We start from the raw sequence: 17294 nt of genomic DNA, 5'->3' as shown, positions 1-17294 counted from the left end.
ACACTGAACACTGAACACTGAACACTGAACACTGAACACTGAACACTGAACACTGCTAACCTCGGTGCCGTCATGACCTACACCCTCGCCGTCGCCGCCGGCGGCGCCCTCGGCGCCGTGCTGCGCTACTGGACCTCGCTGGTCAGTCATGCCCTGCTGGGCGTCGGCTTCCCCTACGGGACGCTGGTGGTGAATACCCTGGGAAGCCTGGGCATGGGTTTTTTGTCGGTGGTGTTCCTGGACCGCACGGGGCTTGGCCCGGAATGGCGGGCTGCCGCGCTGGTGGGCCTCCTGGGGGCCTTCACCACCTTCTCCACCTTCTCCATGGAAACCTTCAACCTGGTCGAGAACGGCGCTCGCCTGCGGGCGGTGGGCAATGTGGTGCTCAATGTGGCGCTGTGCCTGGCGGCGGTCTGGCTGGGGGTGATCGCGGGGCGAAAGCTATGAATCGGCGCGAAGTGACCGTGGTCCGGATTTACCTAACCGAGGGTGATCGTTTTCTTGAGCCCTTGCTGGAGCAGCTGCACGACCGCGAGGAGGTCATGGGCGTTACCGTGTTCAGAGGCACCAGCGGCTTCGGACGCTCCGGGCGGATGCATGGCGAGAGCTTGCCCGACCTGGCCTTCGATCTGCCGCTGACAGTGGAGTTTTTCGATCTCCCCGAGCGGGCCGATCCGGTCCTGGATCGCATCGCCGAATGGTTCGAGCCGGGTCACCTGGTGGTCTGGAGCGCCTTCACCAACGCCTGACCCCGAGGCGTTTGGCCCCGGATGCGGTACAAGACCGCCGAGCGCAACAATCAGGGGGCGGGCCCTGTTACCGGACCCACCCCCGTTCGGGCGGACTGGATTGTGGCTGGGCCTGTCGCTTAAGGCACTCCCGGCATGCCGCCCATATCGGAAGGGTCCATGGGCTCCGCCGGCAGCTCGAAGGCGCCGGCGCCGGGGGATTCCTCCGCGATCTCGGTCAGATGCATGTCATCGTAACGCAGGATGCCCAGGCCCCGGTCCGAGAGCGCGCTCTGCACGGCACCGCTGTGGTCCTTGTCCATGGCTTCGGCGAAAGTCCGGCTGACCTCTTCCATGACCGCTGCCAGCTCCACGGCCACCGGATTATCACTGACAACGGCTTGATCCGTGTGGAGCTGGCCATCCTTGTCCCGCCAGCGGACTTCGTAGACCTCGCCCTGGATCCCTGCCACCACCTCCGAGTCGCCCGTGGCGCCCATAGATTCCACCTCCACCGCCTCTTCCGGGCCGGGACTGGTGGAGGGCCCCTGCCCCCCCATTTGCCCCCGCATGGCTCCCATCATGCCGGCCATGGCGGTCAGGTCCATGACCATGGTGCGGTTGCCCCTGGTGGAAACGCTGTATAGCTTGTCGTCCCGCATCACCAGGTAGCCGGGGCGGCCCTGGGGATCGATGCGGGCCTTGCTCTGGCTCTCCCACGCCACATCCACGGTTTGGCCTTCGTTTTGAACGGAAGCGGTTCCCGCCCCCATGGCCAAGGCGGGTGCGGCCAGTAGCCCCGCTAGCCATCCTACTCGGCTTCCTCGTGCTCGCATGCTTGCTCCTGTGGCGCGTGTGTGGAATAGGGGGTCCGGAGGTTGGCCACTTGTCCGCTAGATGGCCTCCCGGGTCTTCCTCAGGTTAAAACTGGAACCGGCTGGCTTGCTCGGACGCTTGCTTTTTCGGGGAGCTCAAAGGGGCCCGAAGCGGACTTGTCCGCAAGCTAGGGGGTTTGGCCATTGATCGCCTCGAGGGGCAGGTCCTCAGCCAGGGTCTGCAATTCGTCTGGCCCGGTGACGGCCTCCGCTTCGAGGACCACCAGGGTTTCGGGGCCGAGGAAAAGGGCCACGGTCCCTTCATTCCCGGTCTTGTCCAGATCCATTACCCCGTCGTAACCGGATACCTCCAGGGACTTGATTAGTTTCTCGGGGTTTTCCATGTGGACTCGGGACATTTTCTTGTACTGCTTGTAAGCGGAGGTTTGGGTCCCGGCCAAAATGGTAAGTTTGGCCTCCCGCCCCTTATCATCGGCATAGCTTTGCTCCACCGCGGACCAATCCTGGTCCGCGCCTTTCCTGTTCACCCCTTCCGGGTCCCCGGTGCGCTCCATCCCCTGGATGCTTTCCGGTAGGGCGGACAAGTAATCCTGGTAATTGGTGTCAGCGACGGCCTGAGCGCCGAAAAGGAAAACCAACCCCAACAGTCCGGTGGCCCAGCCTATACCCCGCATCGCTTTCTCCTTGGTGTCCTTACCCAACCGCTCTATCGGGGCGCTGGCCTAGCTTCTCCCGATGCCACCAGCCAACCATCCCTTAAAGGCTCCGTGGCTCGGACAAAAGGCGGAGAAGTGGCCAGGGGCTCCTGTGACGAAGTAGGACAAAGCTAGCCACCCGTGTCAACACGGTAGCTTGCGGGGCTTTGGGCCAAGGCGGACCCCACCTCTCAAGTCGTAGGACTGCTATGGGGCCCGCTTCCCTTCTAGTAAAAGAGGCCGGGATGCTCCACGATGTCTATCAGATCCCTTAAGCCGGGACAGGGCCACCCAGGCGTTGCGCTGGCCCTCAAAGGCCCTCGAATAATCAATTCTGGCCATCAGGAGGAAGCCATGCGACAGATGTTTTGGAAGGCCGGTAGTATTGTGGCGGTAATGGTGCTTTTGGCGGGGTGCGCCTCCACGACCGGTAGCGGCCAGACCAAGGCCGGCTATGAATTTTCCGAGGTTGAGCGTGTCGGTGTCGTTGGTGTCGACGGCGCCGGCGGCGGGGGCTCGGAGGCGGCCGAGAACCAATTCGCCGTCATGTTCAATAAGGTCCTTTTGGAGAAGGGGTACAGCCCGGTTGAGCGCCAGCAGATCCGGGAGGTGATCAAGGAGCAGGAGTTCCAGAATTCGGACATGACCCGGGCCCAGAATGCCACCGCCGTCGGGCGCATCCTCAACGTTGACGCGGTGGTAACCATCAATGTGCCCAAATACGGCGAAACGATGGAGATGAGCATCCAGATGATGGATCCCGAGAGTGCCGCCGTGGTTTGGAGCGCCTCGGGCAACGCGAGCACCGGCATGGCGGGGGAGACGGGCGCCTTGATTGGCGGTGTGACCGGTGCCGTGGCCGGCTCCGAGATGGAAGGCACCGCCGGTGCCGTGGCGGGCGGAGCCACCGGAGCGGCAGCCGGCGGTTTGGCGGGCGAGCAGATGAGCCCGCAGCGCCGGGAGCAGTCGGCGAAGCTGATGAACAAGCTTTCCGAGAGCTTACCCAAGGCTGCCGGAGCGGGTATGTAGGCCCCAAAAGCCCTCGGTAAGGGCCCGAGCGGTAACGAGGGCGATGCGCTCTGGGTTGCAAAAAAGCGGGCCCCTCCGGTCCCCCTAAAAGGGCCGGAGAGCGCGTTTGCATCCTGGCCCGGCAAGTTGAGCCAAAGCCCTGAAAGCCGAATCTGCGTTGCCCGCGGTGTTCAGAGCTTGCGGGCCAGAGTCAGACCATCGGCAATGGGCAGCATGACCAGATCCACCCGCTCGTCCGCTACCGCCTTGTCGTTGAAGGTGCGAATGGCTTCGGTCATGGGGTCGCCGTACCAGGCTGGATCGGCCACCCGGCCGTAGCGCAGGACGTTGTCCACCAGGATCAGCCCGCCTGGTCGTACCAGCTCCAGGCAGTACTCCCAGTAGACCGGATAGTTCTCCTTGTCGGCGTCGATGAAGGCAAGATCGAAATCGCCGGATCGCCCCTCGGTGGCGACAAGGGTGTCCAGGCTTCGGTCGGCTTCGTCCAGATAGAGATGGATCTTGTCGGCCACACCGGCCTCTTGCCAATAGCGCTTGGCGACATCGGTCCACTCGGGACTGTTGTCCAGGGCTACCACCTCGCCGTCGGCGGGCAGGGCCCGGGCCACCGCCAGACTGGAATAGCCGGTGAATACACCGATCTCCAAATAGCGACGGGTGCCCATGAGTTGGGCCAGAAGGGCCATGAAATGGCCCTGCTCGGGCGCGATCTGCATATTGGCCTTGGGATCCTCGGCGGTCTCGGCCCGCAGCCGGGCCAGAGGCTCGGGCTCCGCCGGGGTGTGATCGAGCAGGTATTGGTAGGTGCGCTCATCCAGTCCGAAACTTTGCAGGGACATGGGCTACCTCGGGTTGTCGAAAGGAATCCGCTGGCGGCCACTTTACCGGGGGTTGCGACCGGGGAGGAAGATCCCCATGTAGGTAAAACGGCGTGGCGCCCCGCCGGAGTTGGGAACCAAGCATGCCCCTTGGCAACGCCAGCGGCGGGGTCAATGATTGGTCTCCCCCTGGCCCGGAAAGCGGTAGGTTAGCCCTTGTCCTTCTGGCGTTCGCCTTTACGGCGCTCCAGAAGCGCCAGGTATCGCAGGGCGGCCAGGGGCCCCAGAATCGCGGCCAGCACCAGCACCACGATGACCGCGTTTAACGCCATTTCCGCCAAGCCGGTTCCCTCTGCCCAGGGTGGTTGGTTTTAATCCGTTCGCGGGTAATGTCGCTCAAGGGGGCCGGCCCCGGTCGGTGCGGGTAGACCGTAACCGCCGGATCCAACCACTTTAGCAAGGAAATTCCCCATGGACACCGGATTCCTTCACAAGGCTGCCGAGACCGTTCGGGGCTGGATCGGCGGCCATACCGAAAGCGGTGCCGAGGTCCCCGTGCGTATGCGCGGCGGCGAAGAGGACGAGCCCGCAGGTGGTCCCCCCGTCGAGCCCCTGTATCCCGATCAGGTGGAATCCATCGCCCATCGCCTGGACCAGCGCTTGGAGTCCATGGCCCAGGGCGAGCTCTATGCCTACCAGGGCGAGCCGCCGACGGAGCTGGGCAATGCCCTCAACCTGGACGCCGGCCTGGTGCTGATCGCTCTGGACGAGACCCTGGCCAGCGACGAGAGCGGCCGGGAGCAGCTCCGGGAGGTCATGGAGCAATGGGGGGAGCTGCGCGGCGAGGCCTTGCCGGAGCAGGAGCTTGAAGAGTTTTTGCAAATGGCCGAGGAGTACCGCCGCGCCTGGCGGGAATTCCCCGGCGCCGAGCCCTTCCCCTTCATCCTCGCCATCGGCGCCACCGACGCCTACATGCTCGCCGAGGAAGAGGAGGCACCCCGTCCAGAGGAGGTGGCCCCGGTCGCCGCCGCCATGATGGACGATGCGGCCCGCTTCTACGGCGAGCTCACCCGCATCCTCGGTGCCCGCTGAACCCGCCCACCCACCCACCTACTCCGCGATTACCCGCCGCAGCTGGGTGAAATCCGACTGGCCCCGCAGGATCTTGGCCACGCCGTCCTGCATCAGGTAGTGCATGCCCTCGCCGTGGGCGAGCTCCCGGATCTCCTGGATGGAGGCGCTGCCGGCGATGGCCTTGTGCATCTCGGGGGTGGCCACCAGCAGCTCGTGGATCCCGGTGCGGCCCCGGTAGCCGGTCCGGCCGCATTTGTCGCAGCCCTTGGGGCGGTACAGGACCGCGTCCTCCCGCCTCAAGCCAAGCTGCCGGAAGGCCGCCTCGCCGTAGGCATGCACCAGGTGGGCCCATTCGTCACCGCCCGGGGTGTAGGGCTCCTTGCAGGCATCGCAGAGGGTGCGCATGAGGCGCTGAGCCAATACTCCGAGCAGGGAGTCGGCGAAGTTCATGGGGTCCAGGCCCAGGTCCAGCAGGCGGGTGACGGTCTCCGGGGCCGAGTTGGTGTACACGGTGGACAGCACCATGTGCTCAGTGAGCGAGGCATCCACTGCGCTCTCGGCGGTTTCCCGGTCGCGGGTCTCGCCGATCAGGATGACATCCGGGTCGGCTCGCAGAAAGGCACGCAGGGCGGCCGCGAAGTCGAAGCCGATCTTGGGATGAACCTGGACCTGCTGCAGCCCCTTCTGGGTGATCTCCACCGGGTCCTCGGCGGTCCCCACCTTGCGATCGGGAGTGTTCAGCTCGCCCAGGACGCCGTGGAGGGTGGTGGTTTTGCCGGAGCCGGTGGGGCCAACCACCAGGAACAGACCGTGCGGGTGGGTAATGAGCTCCCCGGTCTCGCGGTGATTTCGCGGCGACAGGTTGAGCTTGTCGAAGGGCAGGGGCCCGCGCCGGAGGCCAGAAGGCGCATAACGGCATTCTCGCCGTTGACCGTGGGCAGCGTGGCCACGCGTAGCTCCACAGGCTGCCCCTTGAGCTTGACCGCGATTTTGCCGTCCTGGGGGTCGCGTCGCTCGGTGATGTCCAGACGGGCCATGATCTTGATGCGGGGCAGAACCGCCTGGATGTGGCTGGCCGGAATGCGCAGTACGGTCCGGCACAGGCCATCCACCCGCATTCTCACCACCGCCGGGTCGCTGCCCTTGCTCGGCTCCACGTGGCTATCCGAAGCCCCCAGCTTGTAGGTATCCACGATCAGCCGGTTAACCAGCTGCACCACGGTGGCCTCGTTCTCGTCCACCAAGGCGTCGCCGCTTCCGCCAGCCTCCTCCATGGTCTCCGGCGCTTCCCGGTCGCCCCCGAGCTGGCCCACTAGATCGGCCAGATCGCCACTATTGTTCGAGGCGGTATCCACATTGTCACCCAGGAAGCGCAGGATGTCGTCCGGGAGGCCCACCCGGATGTCGAAATTGTATCCCTGCAGGAACTGCTGAAGCTCAATGATGCGATTGGTGTCGTTGGGGTTATCCACGACCACCGTAACCATGCTGTCGTCTAGCGCCACCGGGGCAATGAGGTTGTTGCGCAGATAGCTGCGCTTGAAGCGGTCGAGGACCGATTTGGGGGGGCTCGCTGTCGGGATCAAAGGGCAGGAAGGGGCCCTGGTAGTAGTGTTCCAGGGACTCCCCCACCGCTGCCGCCGACAGGCCTTCCTCAAGCAGCAGCTGGACGACCTTGGTGGTCTCTTGCCGGGCCCGGTTTTGCAGCTCCCCCAGGCGTTCGCGGTCGATGTGGCGGCGGTCGACCAAGTGCTGGAAGGGTCCGTTGGTGCCGCGAAGGTCGTAGCGGTATTTCTGACCAATGACCCGGGCAAGGTCCTGGGCGCGCTCCGCGTCCGCTGTGCCGAAGACGCCGCCAGGCGACTGGTTGAGGATCTGGAGCACCCCCAGCAGCACGGCGCCCTGCTTGATTGGTACCGCCACCATGGACTGGGTCCGGAGACCGGTCCGGTGGTCCACGCTGCGATCGAAGCCCAGGTGGGGGGTGATCCGCTTGAGCTCGGCGTCGTCTTAGACGTCCTCGATCCGGACCGGCTCCTGGGTCAGGGCCACATACCCGGCGACCGATGTGGGGCCCACCGGTACCCGGATCCCTCGGACCTCCTCGCCGGTCTTGAAGCGCGACACGATCTCCCGGTTGTGGCGGCCCCGCTGATAGACGGTCATGCGCTCGGCGCCCACGAGGGCCAGCATCTCCGCCTCCAACTGGGGCAGCGCCTCGTCGAAGGTGGGCGCGTCGTGGATGCGGCGGAGGATGACGTGGGGCCGGCGCTGGTACTCGCGGATGTCCGGGGCTGGGTAGGCCGCTGGCTGCCGGAGAGGTTCGTTGCCTGGTTGCCGGACGGCATGAAGGATCCCGGTGGTGGTCCGTTCCTGTGCCAGCCTAGCCAGCCGGAGCCGTTTTGGGGAGGGGCCCGGGCGGTATACAGGCTCTGCGCTCCGGGTTATGTTTTTGGCGAAGCGGGCAAAGCCGATGGCAGGAGGGCCCATGCAGCTGCGAGTACTGGGGTGCAGCGGGGGTGTCCGCCAGGGGGCGCGAACCACTGCCTTCCTGCTGGACGACGATGTCCTGGTGGACGCCGGTTCCGGCGTGGGCGATTTGACCCTCGGCGAGATGGCCGCGATCCGCCATGTCTTTCTGACCCATTGCCACCTCGATCACGTGGCCTTCCTGCCCCTGCTGCTGGACACTTTGTTCGAAGCCCTGAGCGATCCCGCCCGACATCCGCTGACCGTGCACGCCCAGACCGTCACCCTGGATGCCCTGCGCAGCCATATCTTCAATGGCGTCCTTTGGCCCGATTTCACCCGGCTCCCCCACCCGGAGGGTCCTGTGGTGCAGCTCGCCCCCTTGGAGCCGGGGGAGAGCTACCCATTGGGGGGCGCCCGGACCGTGACCATGGTTCCCGGGCACCATGCGGTGCCGACGGTGGGCTACCACATGGAAGCGCCCGATACCGCCCTGGCCTTTAGCGGCGATTGCACCACCAACGACGACCTCTGGCAGGGCCTGAACGGTTGCCGGCGGCTTGACCATCTGATTGTCGAGGCGGCCTTCCCCGATGAGCAGGCCGAGCTGGCCGCTGCCGCCAAGCACTATACACCTGCATCGCTGGCCGCCGACCTGTCCAAGCTGGCCCACGAGCCCTTGGTCTGGATTACCCACACCATGCCGGGCAAGGAGGCGAGGATCGTGGAGCAGTGCCGTGCTGCCATGCCGGATCGGGAGGTGCGGTCATTGGCCTCGGGGGAGGTTTTGCCCTTACGCTAAGGCGAATAGGCGGGGGTGGCCCCCCAAACCGCGTGCCGCCGGCTAAGGGGACGCCGTGGTCGAGAACTGCAAGGCAAGGGCCGAAGCCATGCTCGAACGCTGCCGGTGGGCCTTCGTTGCCCTCTTTTTGGCCTGGGCCGCCACGGTCCATGCCCAGCTCGATCTCGACCGGCTCCAGCGGCTGGTGGAGCAGGGCCGCATGGAGCAGGCCTACCAGCTGGCCCGGGATCACCGTGCCGAGCTGGAGGGCCGGACCCGGTTTGATTTCTATTACGGCGTGGCGGCAATCGAGGCCGGTCACGTGGCCGAGGGAGTTTTCGCCCTGGAGCGCGTCCTCATGCGCCAGCCCGGCCACGACCGGGCCCGCCTGGAGCTGGCGCGGGGCTATTTCCTGCTCGGCGAGGATCCCCGCGCTCGCGAGGCATTCCGCACGGTTATGGCCCAGGCACCGCCGGAATCGGTCAAGGCCACCATCGACCGCTTTCTGGAGGCCATCCGCCGGCGGAGTGACCGCTACGAAACGGTCGCCACCGCCTACGTCGACCTCGCTGGCGGCTGGGACAGCAACGTCAACAGCGCCACCGAGGCCGACAGCGTTGCCCTTTTCGACGGTCTGTTCGAGCTCAACCTCAGCGATTCCAGCCAGGCCCGGGAGGACGCCTTCTGGCAGCTGTCCGGAGGGGCTGAGGTGCGCCGGCCGCTGTCGCCCACCACGGGTGTGTTCGGCGCCTTTGACTTTCGAGTTCGCGGTCATGCGGAGGAGAGCGATTTCAACACTGGCCGCTTCTCCTACCAGGGCGGTTGGGAGTGGCGCGGAGACTTCTCGCGACTGCGTCTGGCGGGGCGCCTCCAGCCCTTCCTGCTGGACGGCGACGTCTATCAGAACCGCTACGGCGCCAGCGCCGAGTACCGCTACGCCTTCGCCGAAACCACCGCCGGCACCGCCTTCGCCCGCATGGACTGGATTGACTATCCCGACCAGGGCATCCGCGATTCGCGCCTGTGGACCGCCGGGCTGGGTGGCGACCACCTGTTTCGCGGCCCTTACCGACCGGCCTTGTCCCTCAAGGCCTTCGGCGGCGGTGAGGTCGCCGACGCGGATTCCGACCGGGCCCGGGCCATCGCCGAGCGCGATATCTACGGTGCCCGCTTGAGCCTGGGCTTCATACTCCACCCCGAATGGCGGGTGGATCTCGGCGGCCAGGTCCGTCGCAGCGACTACGACGCCGAGCACCAGCTGTTCCTGGAAGCCCGTGAGGAAACCTACTACCGGGCCGAGATGGGGGTGGACTGGCAGCCCACCCGCCACTGGCGCGTGGGTCCGCAGGTGCGCTACACCGCCAACGACGCCAACCTGACCGTCTACGACTACGAGCGCACCCGGGCCTGGCTGCGGCTGCGCTACGAGCACTTCTGAGGGGATCGGCCATGCTTCCCCGGCTATCCGACTTCGCCTTGGCCCCCTTTGCCGGAATCGCCGCCGGGGCTGCCCAGCAGCGCCGCGGTAGAGCAAGGCGGCCCACGGGCCTGCTCGCTGGCGTGTTGGCCCTTATGGCCCTATCCCTGGGCGGGCCCGCCGCCGCTCAGACTGGCGAGGTGGTGGGCCGGGTGATCAGCCAGGTGGGCGAGGTGGCGGCCATCACCCCCGACAGCGACCGACGGTCCCTCGAGCGCCGATCCAAGGTCCACGAGGGCGAAACCGTGGTGACCGGTGAGTCCGGCCGGGCCCAGATTCGCTTCAAGGACAAGGGGCTGACCGACATCAAGCCCGATTCCCGCTTTACCGTTAGGCGCTACCGGGCCGAGAGCGCCGGGGATGACCGGGATAGCGCCGTCATGGAGCTGCTCGAGGGCGGCATGCGCACGCTCACCGGCACGGTGGGCGGGGGCGAGGGCCAGGAGTACGAGGTGGAGACCCCGGTGGCCTCCATCGGCATCCGCGGTACCCAGTACCTTCTGCGTCTTTGCCGGGGCGACTGCGGTGAGGTCCCCGACGGCCTCTACGGAGGTGTGACCGAGGGCCGCATCGGGGTCGCCAACAACTCCGGCGAGCGCGCCTTCGGCGGCGACCGCTACTTCCGCGTGACCTCCCACAGCGACCGGCCCGAGGTCATGCTGAAGCCCCCGGAGGGAATCCTAACCGGAACTACAGTCGCTGACAGGGGTGAGCCGGAAGAGCTCACCCTGGCCAGTGAACGTCCCAACCCGGGAAGCTTCCTGAATGCCGTGGCAGCTGCCGGTCGGGGGCTGGAGGTGATTGAGCTCGACCAGCGGTTCGAGGGCCTGGAGCGGGTGAACCGATTCGGCCGGATTGAAGGGGTTTCTACCCCGCCTGCTGCTGCGTTCGCGGGCATATCTGGCGACCCGGTTCTGTTTGATGCGACAGGACTCGGCCAAGCCGGCGCAGGCGACACTGTTGTGGCCCGGGAGTCCGGTGCCGTGGAGGAATTGGAAGCTCCCAATGTTTTAAACGGGACATTCGCCATGACAGCTTTGGGTGCTCCCGTAGAACTTGAGAAGAACGAAGAGCTGGGGGCGACGTGGGGACGTTGGGATGCGGGCGATTTAAGCACTTCCCCCAGTTTAAACACCGGGAGCGATCTCCATTTTGCTTACAGCGAAAACCTAACGGCCCAGGACCATTTGGACGAACTTGCCGGATCGGCTAATTATACCCTGACCGGCAGTACGACGCCGACAGATGATGCTGGCAATTCTTACGCTTTTAGCACGGTGGCAATGGGGGTGGACTTTACTGGTCAGGTAATTGATTCGGCATTGGTTTCCATTAACGGTTTGGTTGATAATTGGACCTTATCGACGGCCTCTCAGCCGCTGTCCCCCGAATTTGATCTTGAATTGGTGACAGGCGCATCGGAGCAAGGGCACTTGATTGGGCATTTTGTGGGCCCGCAAGCCGGGGGGGCAGTCTTCTCCTTTAAGGGGAACAACGCGGGTAATTTTTACGCGGGTTCCGGGGTGCTGGAGAGGTAACAGGAATGCTACAGGGGAATCCCAACGCCAGGTCTAAAAGGTCAGCCGAAGAGGTGTTGGGCCGCCTGGACCGCCTCACCGAGCTGGGGACGGCCCTCTCCGCCGAAGCCGACACCGAGCGGCTCACCGAGCAGATCCTGATCGGGGCCAAGGAGCTCACCCATGCCGACGGCGGCACCCTCTACCTGCTCAACGAAGCCGGCGACGCCCTGTTGTTCCGCACCCTGCGCAACGACTCGCTGGGTGTGGCCATGGGCGGCACCACCAGCGAGCCGGTGACGCTGGACTCGGTGCCGCTCCACCTTGACGACGGCTGCCCCAACCACCACAACGTCGCCGCCCACGCCGCCCTGGCCCGGGAAACGGTCGCTATCGAGGATGCCTACGCCGCCGAGGGCTTCGATTTCTCCGGCACCCGCGCCTTTGACGAGCGCATCGGATACCGCTCCCAATCCTTTTTGACCATCCCCCTGATTAACCACGAGGACGCGGTCATCGGCGTCCTCCAGTTGATCAATGCCTGCGACGGCGGCGGCGAAGTGGCCCCGTTCGCCGACGCGGATCGCCGCCTGGCCGAGGCCCTGGCGGCCCAGGCGGCCGTCGCCCTGTCCCAGCGCCAGTTGATCGACGCTCAGCGCGAGCTGTTCGAGGCCTTCATCCGGCTGATCGCCAGGGCCATCGACGAGAAGTCCAAGCACACCAGCGGCCACTGCCAGCGGGTGCCGCAGCTGACCATGATGATCGCCGACGCCGCCAACCATTCCGAGCGGCTAAAGCAGCCCGATTTCGCCTTCGACCCGGAACAGCGCTACGAGCTCGAGATCGCCGCCTGGCTGCACGACTGCGGCAAGGTGACCACGCCGGAGCCGGTCATGGACAAGGAGACCAAGCTTCACGGTCTGTTTGATCGCATCCAGGAGGTGGCTAGCCGCTTCGAGGTGGCCAAGCGCGACGCCGAGATCCGCGCGCTGCGCGAGCGCCTGGCGGCCGCCGATGCCGGCCGGGAGCCCGCCGAGTGGGCCAGCGAGGCGTCGCTGGCCGCCGAGCAGGCCACCCTGGACGAGGAGCGGGACTTCCTACGGCGGGTTAACATCGGCGGCGAGTACATGCCGCCGGAGGAGCAGGAGCAGGTGCGCGCCATAGCTGGCCGCCGCTGTCAGGGGCCGGACGGCACCGCGGGCCCGCTACTGGCCGATGAGGAGATCGAGCACCTGACCATCCCTAAGGGCACCCTGACCGAGGCCGAGCGGGAGGTGATGAAGGACCACATGCGAGTGACCATCGACATGCTCGAGTCCCTGCCGTATCCCCGGCATCTGCAGCGGGTGCCGGAGCTCGCCGGCGGCCACCACGAGCGCATGGACGGCCAGGGCTACCCCAAGGGCCTGGTGGGCTACGACAACCCCACCGGCGCCCGCATGATGGCCATCGCCGACGTGTTCGAGGCGCTGACCGCCGCCGACCGCCCCTACAAGAGCGCCAAGACCCTTTCCGAGGCCCTGACCATCATGGGGCGGATGTGCCAGGACAACCACTTCGACGCCGACGTTTTCGACCTCTTCATCCGTCAGCGGGTCTATCTGGATTACGCCCGCCGGTTCCTCAAGCCCGAGCAGATCGATGAGGTGGACGAGCCGAGTATCCCCGGCTATACGCCTTAGGCTGGATAAAACAGGGATTGAACCACGGAGGACGCGGACAACGGCGGGGAGCAAGCCGGAATCCCTGTCGTTCCGTACCGCCTTCCTACCCGCCGCGTCGAGGAACCCTTTCCAGGCCTCTTGATACCTTGGTGTTTTCCCCCGCCGTTCCCCCGCCCGCTGGTAACCGGGGCGGTACCCCCCCTTGTGACGTCGATCACAAGTTCGGCCCCCGGGTGTGAACTACTTCACAGCATGGCCCTGCGGGCTTTGGTTGCATGGCCCTTGAACCTTGGAAGGGATCTTCCCTTCCGGATCATCCATTCCCTCCATCAGAGGAGAGGCACCATGCAACGGATCTCAAGCAGTAACCGCTTTGCGGAACGGATTCGTTTCGGGAGCCGGACCGCCATCCTGGCGCTCGCCGGGCTGGCCCTCACCGCCTGCGGCAGCGGAGGCGGTGGTGGCGGCGGAGGCGGCAGCAGCACCCCCTCCGCCTTCCTGCTGTTCCGGGCCGACGACGGCAGCAAGGGCGCCGAGCCCTGGACCTCCGACGGCAGCGGCAGCGGCACGGAGCTGCTCAAGAACATCAAAGGCAGCGGGGGGGACTCCAGACCGGACGAGTTCACCCGCATGGGGGACACGGTGTTCTTCAAGGCCAATGGGCCCGACAACTCGGAGCTGTACAAGACCGACGGCACGGCCGGCGGCACCCAGCAGGTCAAGGACATCAATCCCTCCGGGTATGCAGGTCCGCAGCATTTGGCCACTTATGACGGGGCCCTCTACTTCACGGCCAAAGACGGCTCCAACGGGTCGGAGCTGTGGCGGAGTGACGGCACCGCCAGCGGTACCCGCATGGTCAAGGACATCAATCCCGGACCGGGGGATTCCGAGCCGGGCAAAGCCCTTTATTCGGGATTATCCCCCACGGTCTACAATAACCACCTGTATTTCAACGCCAATGACGGCACTAACGGGGTCGAGCTTTGGCGCACCGACGGCACGAAAGCCGGGACGGAGCGGGTGACCGACATTAACAACGGCAGTGACGATTCCCTTCCTTTCGGTCTCACTGTCGCCGGCGGGACCGCCTATTTCGGCGCCCAAGATAGCAGCAGCAACAGGGACCTCTACCGTGTCGATACCTCGGGGGCCAGCCCAAAAGCGGTCAAGGTCAATTCGGGCAACGGCATTATTCCTAACAGCCTGGTGGCCTTTGATGGGGAGGTCTATTTCAGGGCCCAACCCGCTGGTGGCAACTTTGATTACGAGCTGTGGCGTACGGCCAGTGGCGGCGGGATTACGCAGGTCAAGGACATCAATAGTGGGAGCAACGCCTCGCAGGCCGCCCCCCGATTGGTCTTCGACGGTAAGCTGTACCTAACGGCCAATGGCGGCACCGATGGCACGGAGCTGTGGCGCAGCGACGGAACTGCATCAGGCACCAAGCAGGTGGCCGACATCAACCCCGGCTCCAACGATTCTAGAATCGGGGCTCTGACCGTCTTCAACGGCGCGCTCTACTTCCAGGCCAGTGACGGCAGTAGCGGCGACGAGCTGTGGCGGACGAGCGGCGGCGCCGTGGGGCAGGTTGCCGACATCAATCCCGGCGGGGATTCCGACCCCGCGTTTCTGACCGTCTTCGACGGCACGCTCTACTTCCGGGCCGATGATGGCATTACCGGCGAGGAACTGTGGGAGACGGACGGCACCATCTCGGGCACCCAACGGGTGGGCGACATCAATACCGGTCTCGGGGACGGCCTGACGGGCTCGGCAATCTTCGCCTTCCAGTAGCCGACCCCTCGCTCCGAGCAGACCGCCGGCGGGTCCCGAGCCCGCCGGTGGCTTTGTGCGGTGGACGAGACGAGCATGCCCCGGTTCAGGGCCCCGTCTGCTGTCCTCTGCGCCCTCTGCGTCTCTGCGGTCCAATCCCCGTTCAAAGGGGCCCGGAACCTCATTTGCTCTCGTGCCGGTACACCCCGTCCCAGTCGGCGGCCAGGTCGGTGGGATCGGTTTCGGCCATGCGCTCAAGGAACAGCCGATAGAGGGGGTCATCGGGGTGGCTGTCGGCGAGCTCACCGAAGACCTCGCGGGCGGTGGCCCAGTCGCGGTGGAAATAGGCGTCCAGGGCGCGTTCGTGGGCGGCCACTTCCTCGCGGATCCCGGCATCCGCCGCCTCGGTGGCGCACAGGGGCTGGTAGATGGTGAGGGGCTCGGCGCGGCCCTTGACCCGCACCCGGTCCAGCCGGCGGAACAGGAAGGCGTCCTCCAGCCCGGCTCGGGTCGTCTCACCCACGACAACGCCCACACCATAGGTCTTGGTCAGCCCTTCCAGCCGGGAGCCCAGGTTAACGGCGTCGCCCAAAACGGTGTAGCTGCGCCGGTAGTCGGAGCCCATGTTGCCCACGTTCATGGGGCCGGTGTTCAAGCCCACGCCGATGGCGATCTCGGGGTAGCCTTCGGCAGCCAGGGTCTCGCCCAGGCGCTCGGCCTCGGCCTGCATGGCCAGGGCCGCAGCCACGGCGTTGCCGGCGTGGTCGGGGTCGGTAAGGGGTGCCCCCCAGAAGGCCATGATCATGTCGCCCACGTATTTGTCGATGGTGCCCCGATTCTCGAAGATGATCCGGGTCATGGGGGTGAAGAAGCGGTTGAGCAGGTCCTTGAGCTCCGATGCCGACAAGGCCTCGGAGATGGTGGTGAAGCCGCGGATGTCGGCGAAAAGCACGGTCATCTCCCGGCGCTCGCCGCCCAGGCTTGCGGCGCTGTCGGGGTCCGCCGCGATCTCTTCCACCAGCTCCGGCGGCACGTACTGGCTGAACAGGTCCTTGAGCTGAAGGCGCCGGCGTTCCTCGAAAAGGAATCCGTAGGCCATGTTGAGGCTGCCCAGAACGAGCACCATGATCAGCGGCAGGGCCAGCGGCACGTCCCACTGGAGCCTGTCCCAGAGGGCGATGTTGGTGACGGCCAGGACAACGGCGACTCCCAGGCTGACCATGGTCAGCATCAGCGGCCGCAGGCGGGGCAGCAAGCCGGCGAGCAGCAGACCCCCCACCATCATGAACGCGAAGTTGGCGCCCTCGGCCCAGTTGGGGCGCTTGGGAAAGCGCTGGGTGAGGATGCCGCGCAGGACATTGGCATGGACCTCAACCCCGGGGAAGACATTGGCCACCGGGGTGGCACGCAGGTCGAACAGCCCCTGGGCCGAGGAGCCCACCAGCACCAGCTTGCCCGCCAGGCGGTCGGATCCGATGGCCCCGGAGAGGACGTCGGTGGCGGCGATGTAGGGGAAGCTGTGCTGCTCGCCCCGGTAGGGCACGAGCACCGCTCCCTCGCCGTCGGTGGGCAGGCGCATGTTGGCCAGCTCCAGATGGTCCACGGGGCGGACATCCCCCACCGGGGCGGTATGGATCTCGACCTCCTCAGCGAGGAGATACAGCCGCGCCATGGCCAGCGCCAGGGAGGGGTAGACCTCGCCTTCGTGGCCCAAGACCAGGTGGTAGCGGCGCAGGATGCCGTCGCCGTCCGGAAGGATAGAGAAGAAGCCTGCGGAGGCGGCGGCCTCCTGCAGCGGGGCCAGATTGCCCAGGTGGCCGGGGATGTTTCGGATGCCGGTGGTGGCCGGATCGCCGAGGCCGGCTGCGGTTAACGGGGGACCGAGAGCGCCCTTGTTGGGGGCGTCGCTGCTGAGCATAAAGCCCAGAACCGTGTCGGTTCCCGTCAGGGCTCGGGCCAGGGTGCGATCACCGTCCAGCTTGGGGGCCGCTCGGTCCAGGATGTCCCATACCGTCTCGGGCGGCTCCAGGTCCGGAACCGCGCGCAGCCGCTCGCGGGTGCGGCGGGCCAGGTTGCGCTCGGGCTCGGCGAACACCGTGTCCATGCCCACCACCACGGCGCCGGCGGCGAACAGCCGCTCCACCAGATCCGCCACCTTGGCCCGGGGCCAGGGCCACCGCCCCTCCTCGCGCAGGGAGCGCTCGTCGATGTCGACGATGACCACGCCGGCGTCCTCGCCCTCGGCGAAGGGCCGGGTCAGGTCGAATCGCAGGTCATAGGCCACTCCCTCCAGTCGGTGCCGTAGATCCCGTACCGGGCCCAGATCGGTGTGCTGGGCCCATAGCGCGGCCGCCACCAGGGCCAGACCCAGAACCACCGGGGTCATCTGCCGCCCTTTGGGCTGTCGCCGCAGGTGTGCCACGGGCTCTC

Annotated in this window: 18 protein-coding genes; 9 read left to right on the top strand and 9 right to left on the bottom strand. The window is 66.0% G+C overall.

Annotated features, from left to right (window positions below; genetic code table 11):
• Window positions 1-72: 72 nt before the first annotated feature.
• Together crcB and V5A19_RS09275 are read left to right on the top strand one after the other, a co-directional pair.
• Window positions 73-447: a fluoride efflux transporter CrcB gene (gene crcB / locus V5A19_RS09280; RefSeq protein WP_332318817.1), complete on the top strand. Its 375-nt coding sequence runs from the start codon at window positions 73-75 to the stop codon at window positions 445-447.
• The gene (locus V5A19_RS09275) at window positions 444-749 is read left to right on the top strand and encodes a DUF190 domain-containing protein (protein ID WP_332318818.1); all 306 of its coding nucleotides are present in this window, start codon (window positions 444-446) and stop codon (window positions 747-749) included. Before crcB ends, V5A19_RS09275 begins: the two co-directional genes overlap by 4 nt.
• A 119-nt stretch (window positions 750-868) precedes the next feature.
• Here the strand turns inward: V5A19_RS09275 and V5A19_RS09270 are convergent, their stop codons facing one another.
• Together V5A19_RS09270 and V5A19_RS09265 are read right to left on the bottom strand one after the other, a co-directional pair.
• Complete coding sequence (locus V5A19_RS09270; protein WP_332318819.1) at window positions 869-1564, bottom strand: hypothetical protein; 696 nt, start codon at window positions 1562-1564, stop codon at window positions 869-871.
• 167 nt (window positions 1565-1731) lie between these two features.
• Complete coding sequence (locus tag V5A19_RS09265) at window positions 1732-2238, bottom strand: hypothetical protein (RefSeq protein ID WP_332318820.1); 507 nt, start codon at window positions 2236-2238, stop codon at window positions 1732-1734.
• Between the two features lie 375 nt (window positions 2239-2613).
• On the opposite strand from V5A19_RS09265, the gene V5A19_RS09260 reads away from it, so the two are divergent.
• Window positions 2614-3288: a glycine zipper 2TM domain-containing protein gene (locus V5A19_RS09260; protein ID WP_332318821.1), complete on the top strand. Its 675-nt coding sequence runs from the start codon at window positions 2614-2616 to the stop codon at window positions 3286-3288.
• 170 nt (window positions 3289-3458) lie between these two features.
• On the opposite strand, the gene V5A19_RS09255 is transcribed toward V5A19_RS09260, so the two are convergent.
• The gene (locus V5A19_RS09255) at window positions 3459-4127 is read right to left on the bottom strand and encodes an O-methyltransferase (RefSeq protein ID WP_332318822.1); all 669 of its coding nucleotides are present in this window, start codon (window positions 4125-4127) and stop codon (window positions 3459-3461) included.
• A 188-nt stretch (window positions 4128-4315) separates the two neighbouring features.
• Window positions 4316-4447, bottom strand: coding sequence for a hypothetical protein (locus tag V5A19_RS09250; RefSeq protein ID WP_332318823.1), 132 nt, complete (start codon window positions 4445-4447; stop codon window positions 4316-4318).
• Between the two features lie 130 nt (window positions 4448-4577).
• Between V5A19_RS09250 and V5A19_RS09245 the strand changes: the two genes are divergently transcribed.
• The gene (locus tag V5A19_RS09245; protein ID WP_332318824.1) at window positions 4578-5198 is read left to right on the top strand and encodes a hypothetical protein; all 621 of its coding nucleotides are present in this window, start codon (window positions 4578-4580) and stop codon (window positions 5196-5198) included.
• An 18-nt stretch (window positions 5199-5216) separates the two neighbouring features.
• On the opposite strand, the gene V5A19_RS09240 is transcribed toward V5A19_RS09245, so the two are convergent.
• Genes V5A19_RS09240 through V5A19_RS09225 form a run of 4 tightly spaced genes read right to left on the bottom strand, consistent with a single transcriptional unit; the run spans window position 5217 to window position 7670 of the window.
• Window positions 5217-6005, bottom strand: coding sequence for a GspE/PulE family protein (locus V5A19_RS09240; protein ID WP_332318847.1), 789 nt, complete (start codon window positions 6003-6005; stop codon window positions 5217-5219).
• Window positions 5918-6709, bottom strand: coding sequence for a GspE/PulE family protein (locus V5A19_RS09235; RefSeq protein ID WP_332327765.1), 792 nt, complete (start codon window positions 6707-6709; stop codon window positions 5918-5920). The genes V5A19_RS09240 and V5A19_RS09235 overlap by 88 nt, the downstream gene beginning before the upstream one ends.
• The gene (locus V5A19_RS09230) at window positions 6645-7139 is read right to left on the bottom strand and encodes a hypothetical protein (protein ID WP_332318825.1); all 495 of its coding nucleotides are present in this window, start codon (window positions 7137-7139) and stop codon (window positions 6645-6647) included. Before V5A19_RS09230 ends, V5A19_RS09235 begins: the two co-directional genes overlap by 65 nt.
• A 51-nt stretch (window positions 7140-7190) precedes the next feature.
• The gene (locus tag V5A19_RS09225; protein ID WP_332318826.1) at window positions 7191-7670 is read right to left on the bottom strand and encodes a hypothetical protein; all 480 of its coding nucleotides are present in this window, start codon (window positions 7668-7670) and stop codon (window positions 7191-7193) included.
• Between V5A19_RS09225 and V5A19_RS09220 the strand changes: the two genes are divergently transcribed.
• The 5 genes from V5A19_RS09220 (at window position 7669) to V5A19_RS09200 (ending at window position 14885) form a co-directional block, all read left to right on the top strand.
• Window positions 7669-8451, top strand: coding sequence for a 3',5'-cyclic-nucleotide phosphodiesterase (locus tag V5A19_RS09220; protein WP_332318827.1), 783 nt, complete (start codon window positions 7669-7671; stop codon window positions 8449-8451). The genes V5A19_RS09225 and V5A19_RS09220 overlap by 2 nt on opposite strands.
• A 55-nt stretch (window positions 8452-8506) precedes the next feature.
• Complete coding sequence (locus tag V5A19_RS09215) at window positions 8507-9868, top strand: tetratricopeptide repeat protein (protein ID WP_332318828.1); 1362 nt, start codon at window positions 8507-8509, stop codon at window positions 9866-9868.
• Window positions 9869-9879: 11 nt separating this feature from the next.
• Window positions 9880-11445: a FecR family protein gene (locus tag V5A19_RS09210; protein WP_332318829.1), complete on the top strand. Its 1566-nt coding sequence runs from the start codon at window positions 9880-9882 to the stop codon at window positions 11443-11445.
• Window positions 11446-11498: 53 nt separating this feature from the next.
• Entirely contained in the window at window positions 11499-13106 is a 1608-nt protein-coding gene (locus tag V5A19_RS09205; RefSeq protein WP_443081436.1) for an HD domain-containing phosphohydrolase, read from the top strand.
• 327 nt (window positions 13107-13433) lie between these two features.
• Entirely contained in the window at window positions 13434-14885 is a 1452-nt protein-coding gene (locus V5A19_RS09200) for an ELWxxDGT repeat protein (RefSeq protein ID WP_332318831.1), read from the top strand.
• Window positions 14886-15045: 160 nt separating this feature from the next.
• Here V5A19_RS09200 and V5A19_RS09195 read toward each other — a convergent pair whose 3' ends face one another.
• Window positions 15046-17286, bottom strand: coding sequence for a CHASE2 domain-containing protein (locus V5A19_RS09195; RefSeq protein WP_332318832.1), 2241 nt, complete (start codon window positions 17284-17286; stop codon window positions 15046-15048).
• Between the last annotated feature and the right edge of the window lie 8 nt (window positions 17287-17294).

The sequence above is a fragment of the Thiohalorhabdus sp. genome, from assembly GCF_036628635.1.
GTDB lineage: Bacteria > Pseudomonadota > Gammaproteobacteria > Thiohalorhabdales > Thiohalorhabdaceae > Thiohalorhabdus.
This window is presented reverse-complemented; position numbering and strand designations above follow the sequence as displayed.

What these genes read in the sequence shown, in the direction of transcription:
- crcB (WP_332318817.1), top strand. Translation starts at nt 73, where the DNA reads ATGACCTACACCCTCGCCGTCGCCGCCGGCGGCGCCCTCGGCGCCGTG.
- V5A19_RS09275 (WP_332318818.1), top strand. Translation starts at nt 444, where the DNA reads ATGAATCGGCGCGAAGTGACCGTGGTCCGGATTTACCTAACCGAGGGT.
- V5A19_RS09270 (WP_332318819.1), bottom strand. Translation starts at nt 1,564, where the DNA reads ATGCGAGCACGAGGAAGCCGAGTAGGATGGCTAGCGGGGCTACTGGCC.
- V5A19_RS09265 (WP_332318820.1), bottom strand. Translation starts at nt 2,238, where the DNA reads ATGCGGGGTATAGGCTGGGCCACCGGACTGTTGGGGTTGGTTTTCCTT.
- V5A19_RS09260 (WP_332318821.1), top strand. Translation starts at nt 2,614, where the DNA reads ATGCGACAGATGTTTTGGAAGGCCGGTAGTATTGTGGCGGTAATGGTG.
- V5A19_RS09255 (WP_332318822.1), bottom strand. Translation starts at nt 4,127, where the DNA reads ATGTCCCTGCAAAGTTTCGGACTGGATGAGCGCACCTACCAATACCTG.
- V5A19_RS09245 (WP_332318824.1), top strand. Translation starts at nt 4,578, where the DNA reads ATGGACACCGGATTCCTTCACAAGGCTGCCGAGACCGTTCGGGGCTGG.
- V5A19_RS09220 (WP_332318827.1), top strand. Translation starts at nt 7,669, where the DNA reads ATGCAGCTGCGAGTACTGGGGTGCAGCGGGGGTGTCCGCCAGGGGGCG.
- V5A19_RS09225 (WP_332318826.1), bottom strand. Translation starts at nt 7,670, where the DNA reads ATGGGCCCTCCTGCCATCGGCTTTGCCCGCTTCGCCAAAAACATAACC.
- V5A19_RS09210 (WP_332318829.1), top strand. Translation starts at nt 9,880, where the DNA reads ATGCTTCCCCGGCTATCCGACTTCGCCTTGGCCCCCTTTGCCGGAATC.
- V5A19_RS09200 (WP_332318831.1), top strand. Translation starts at nt 13,434, where the DNA reads ATGCAACGGATCTCAAGCAGTAACCGCTTTGCGGAACGGATTCGTTTC.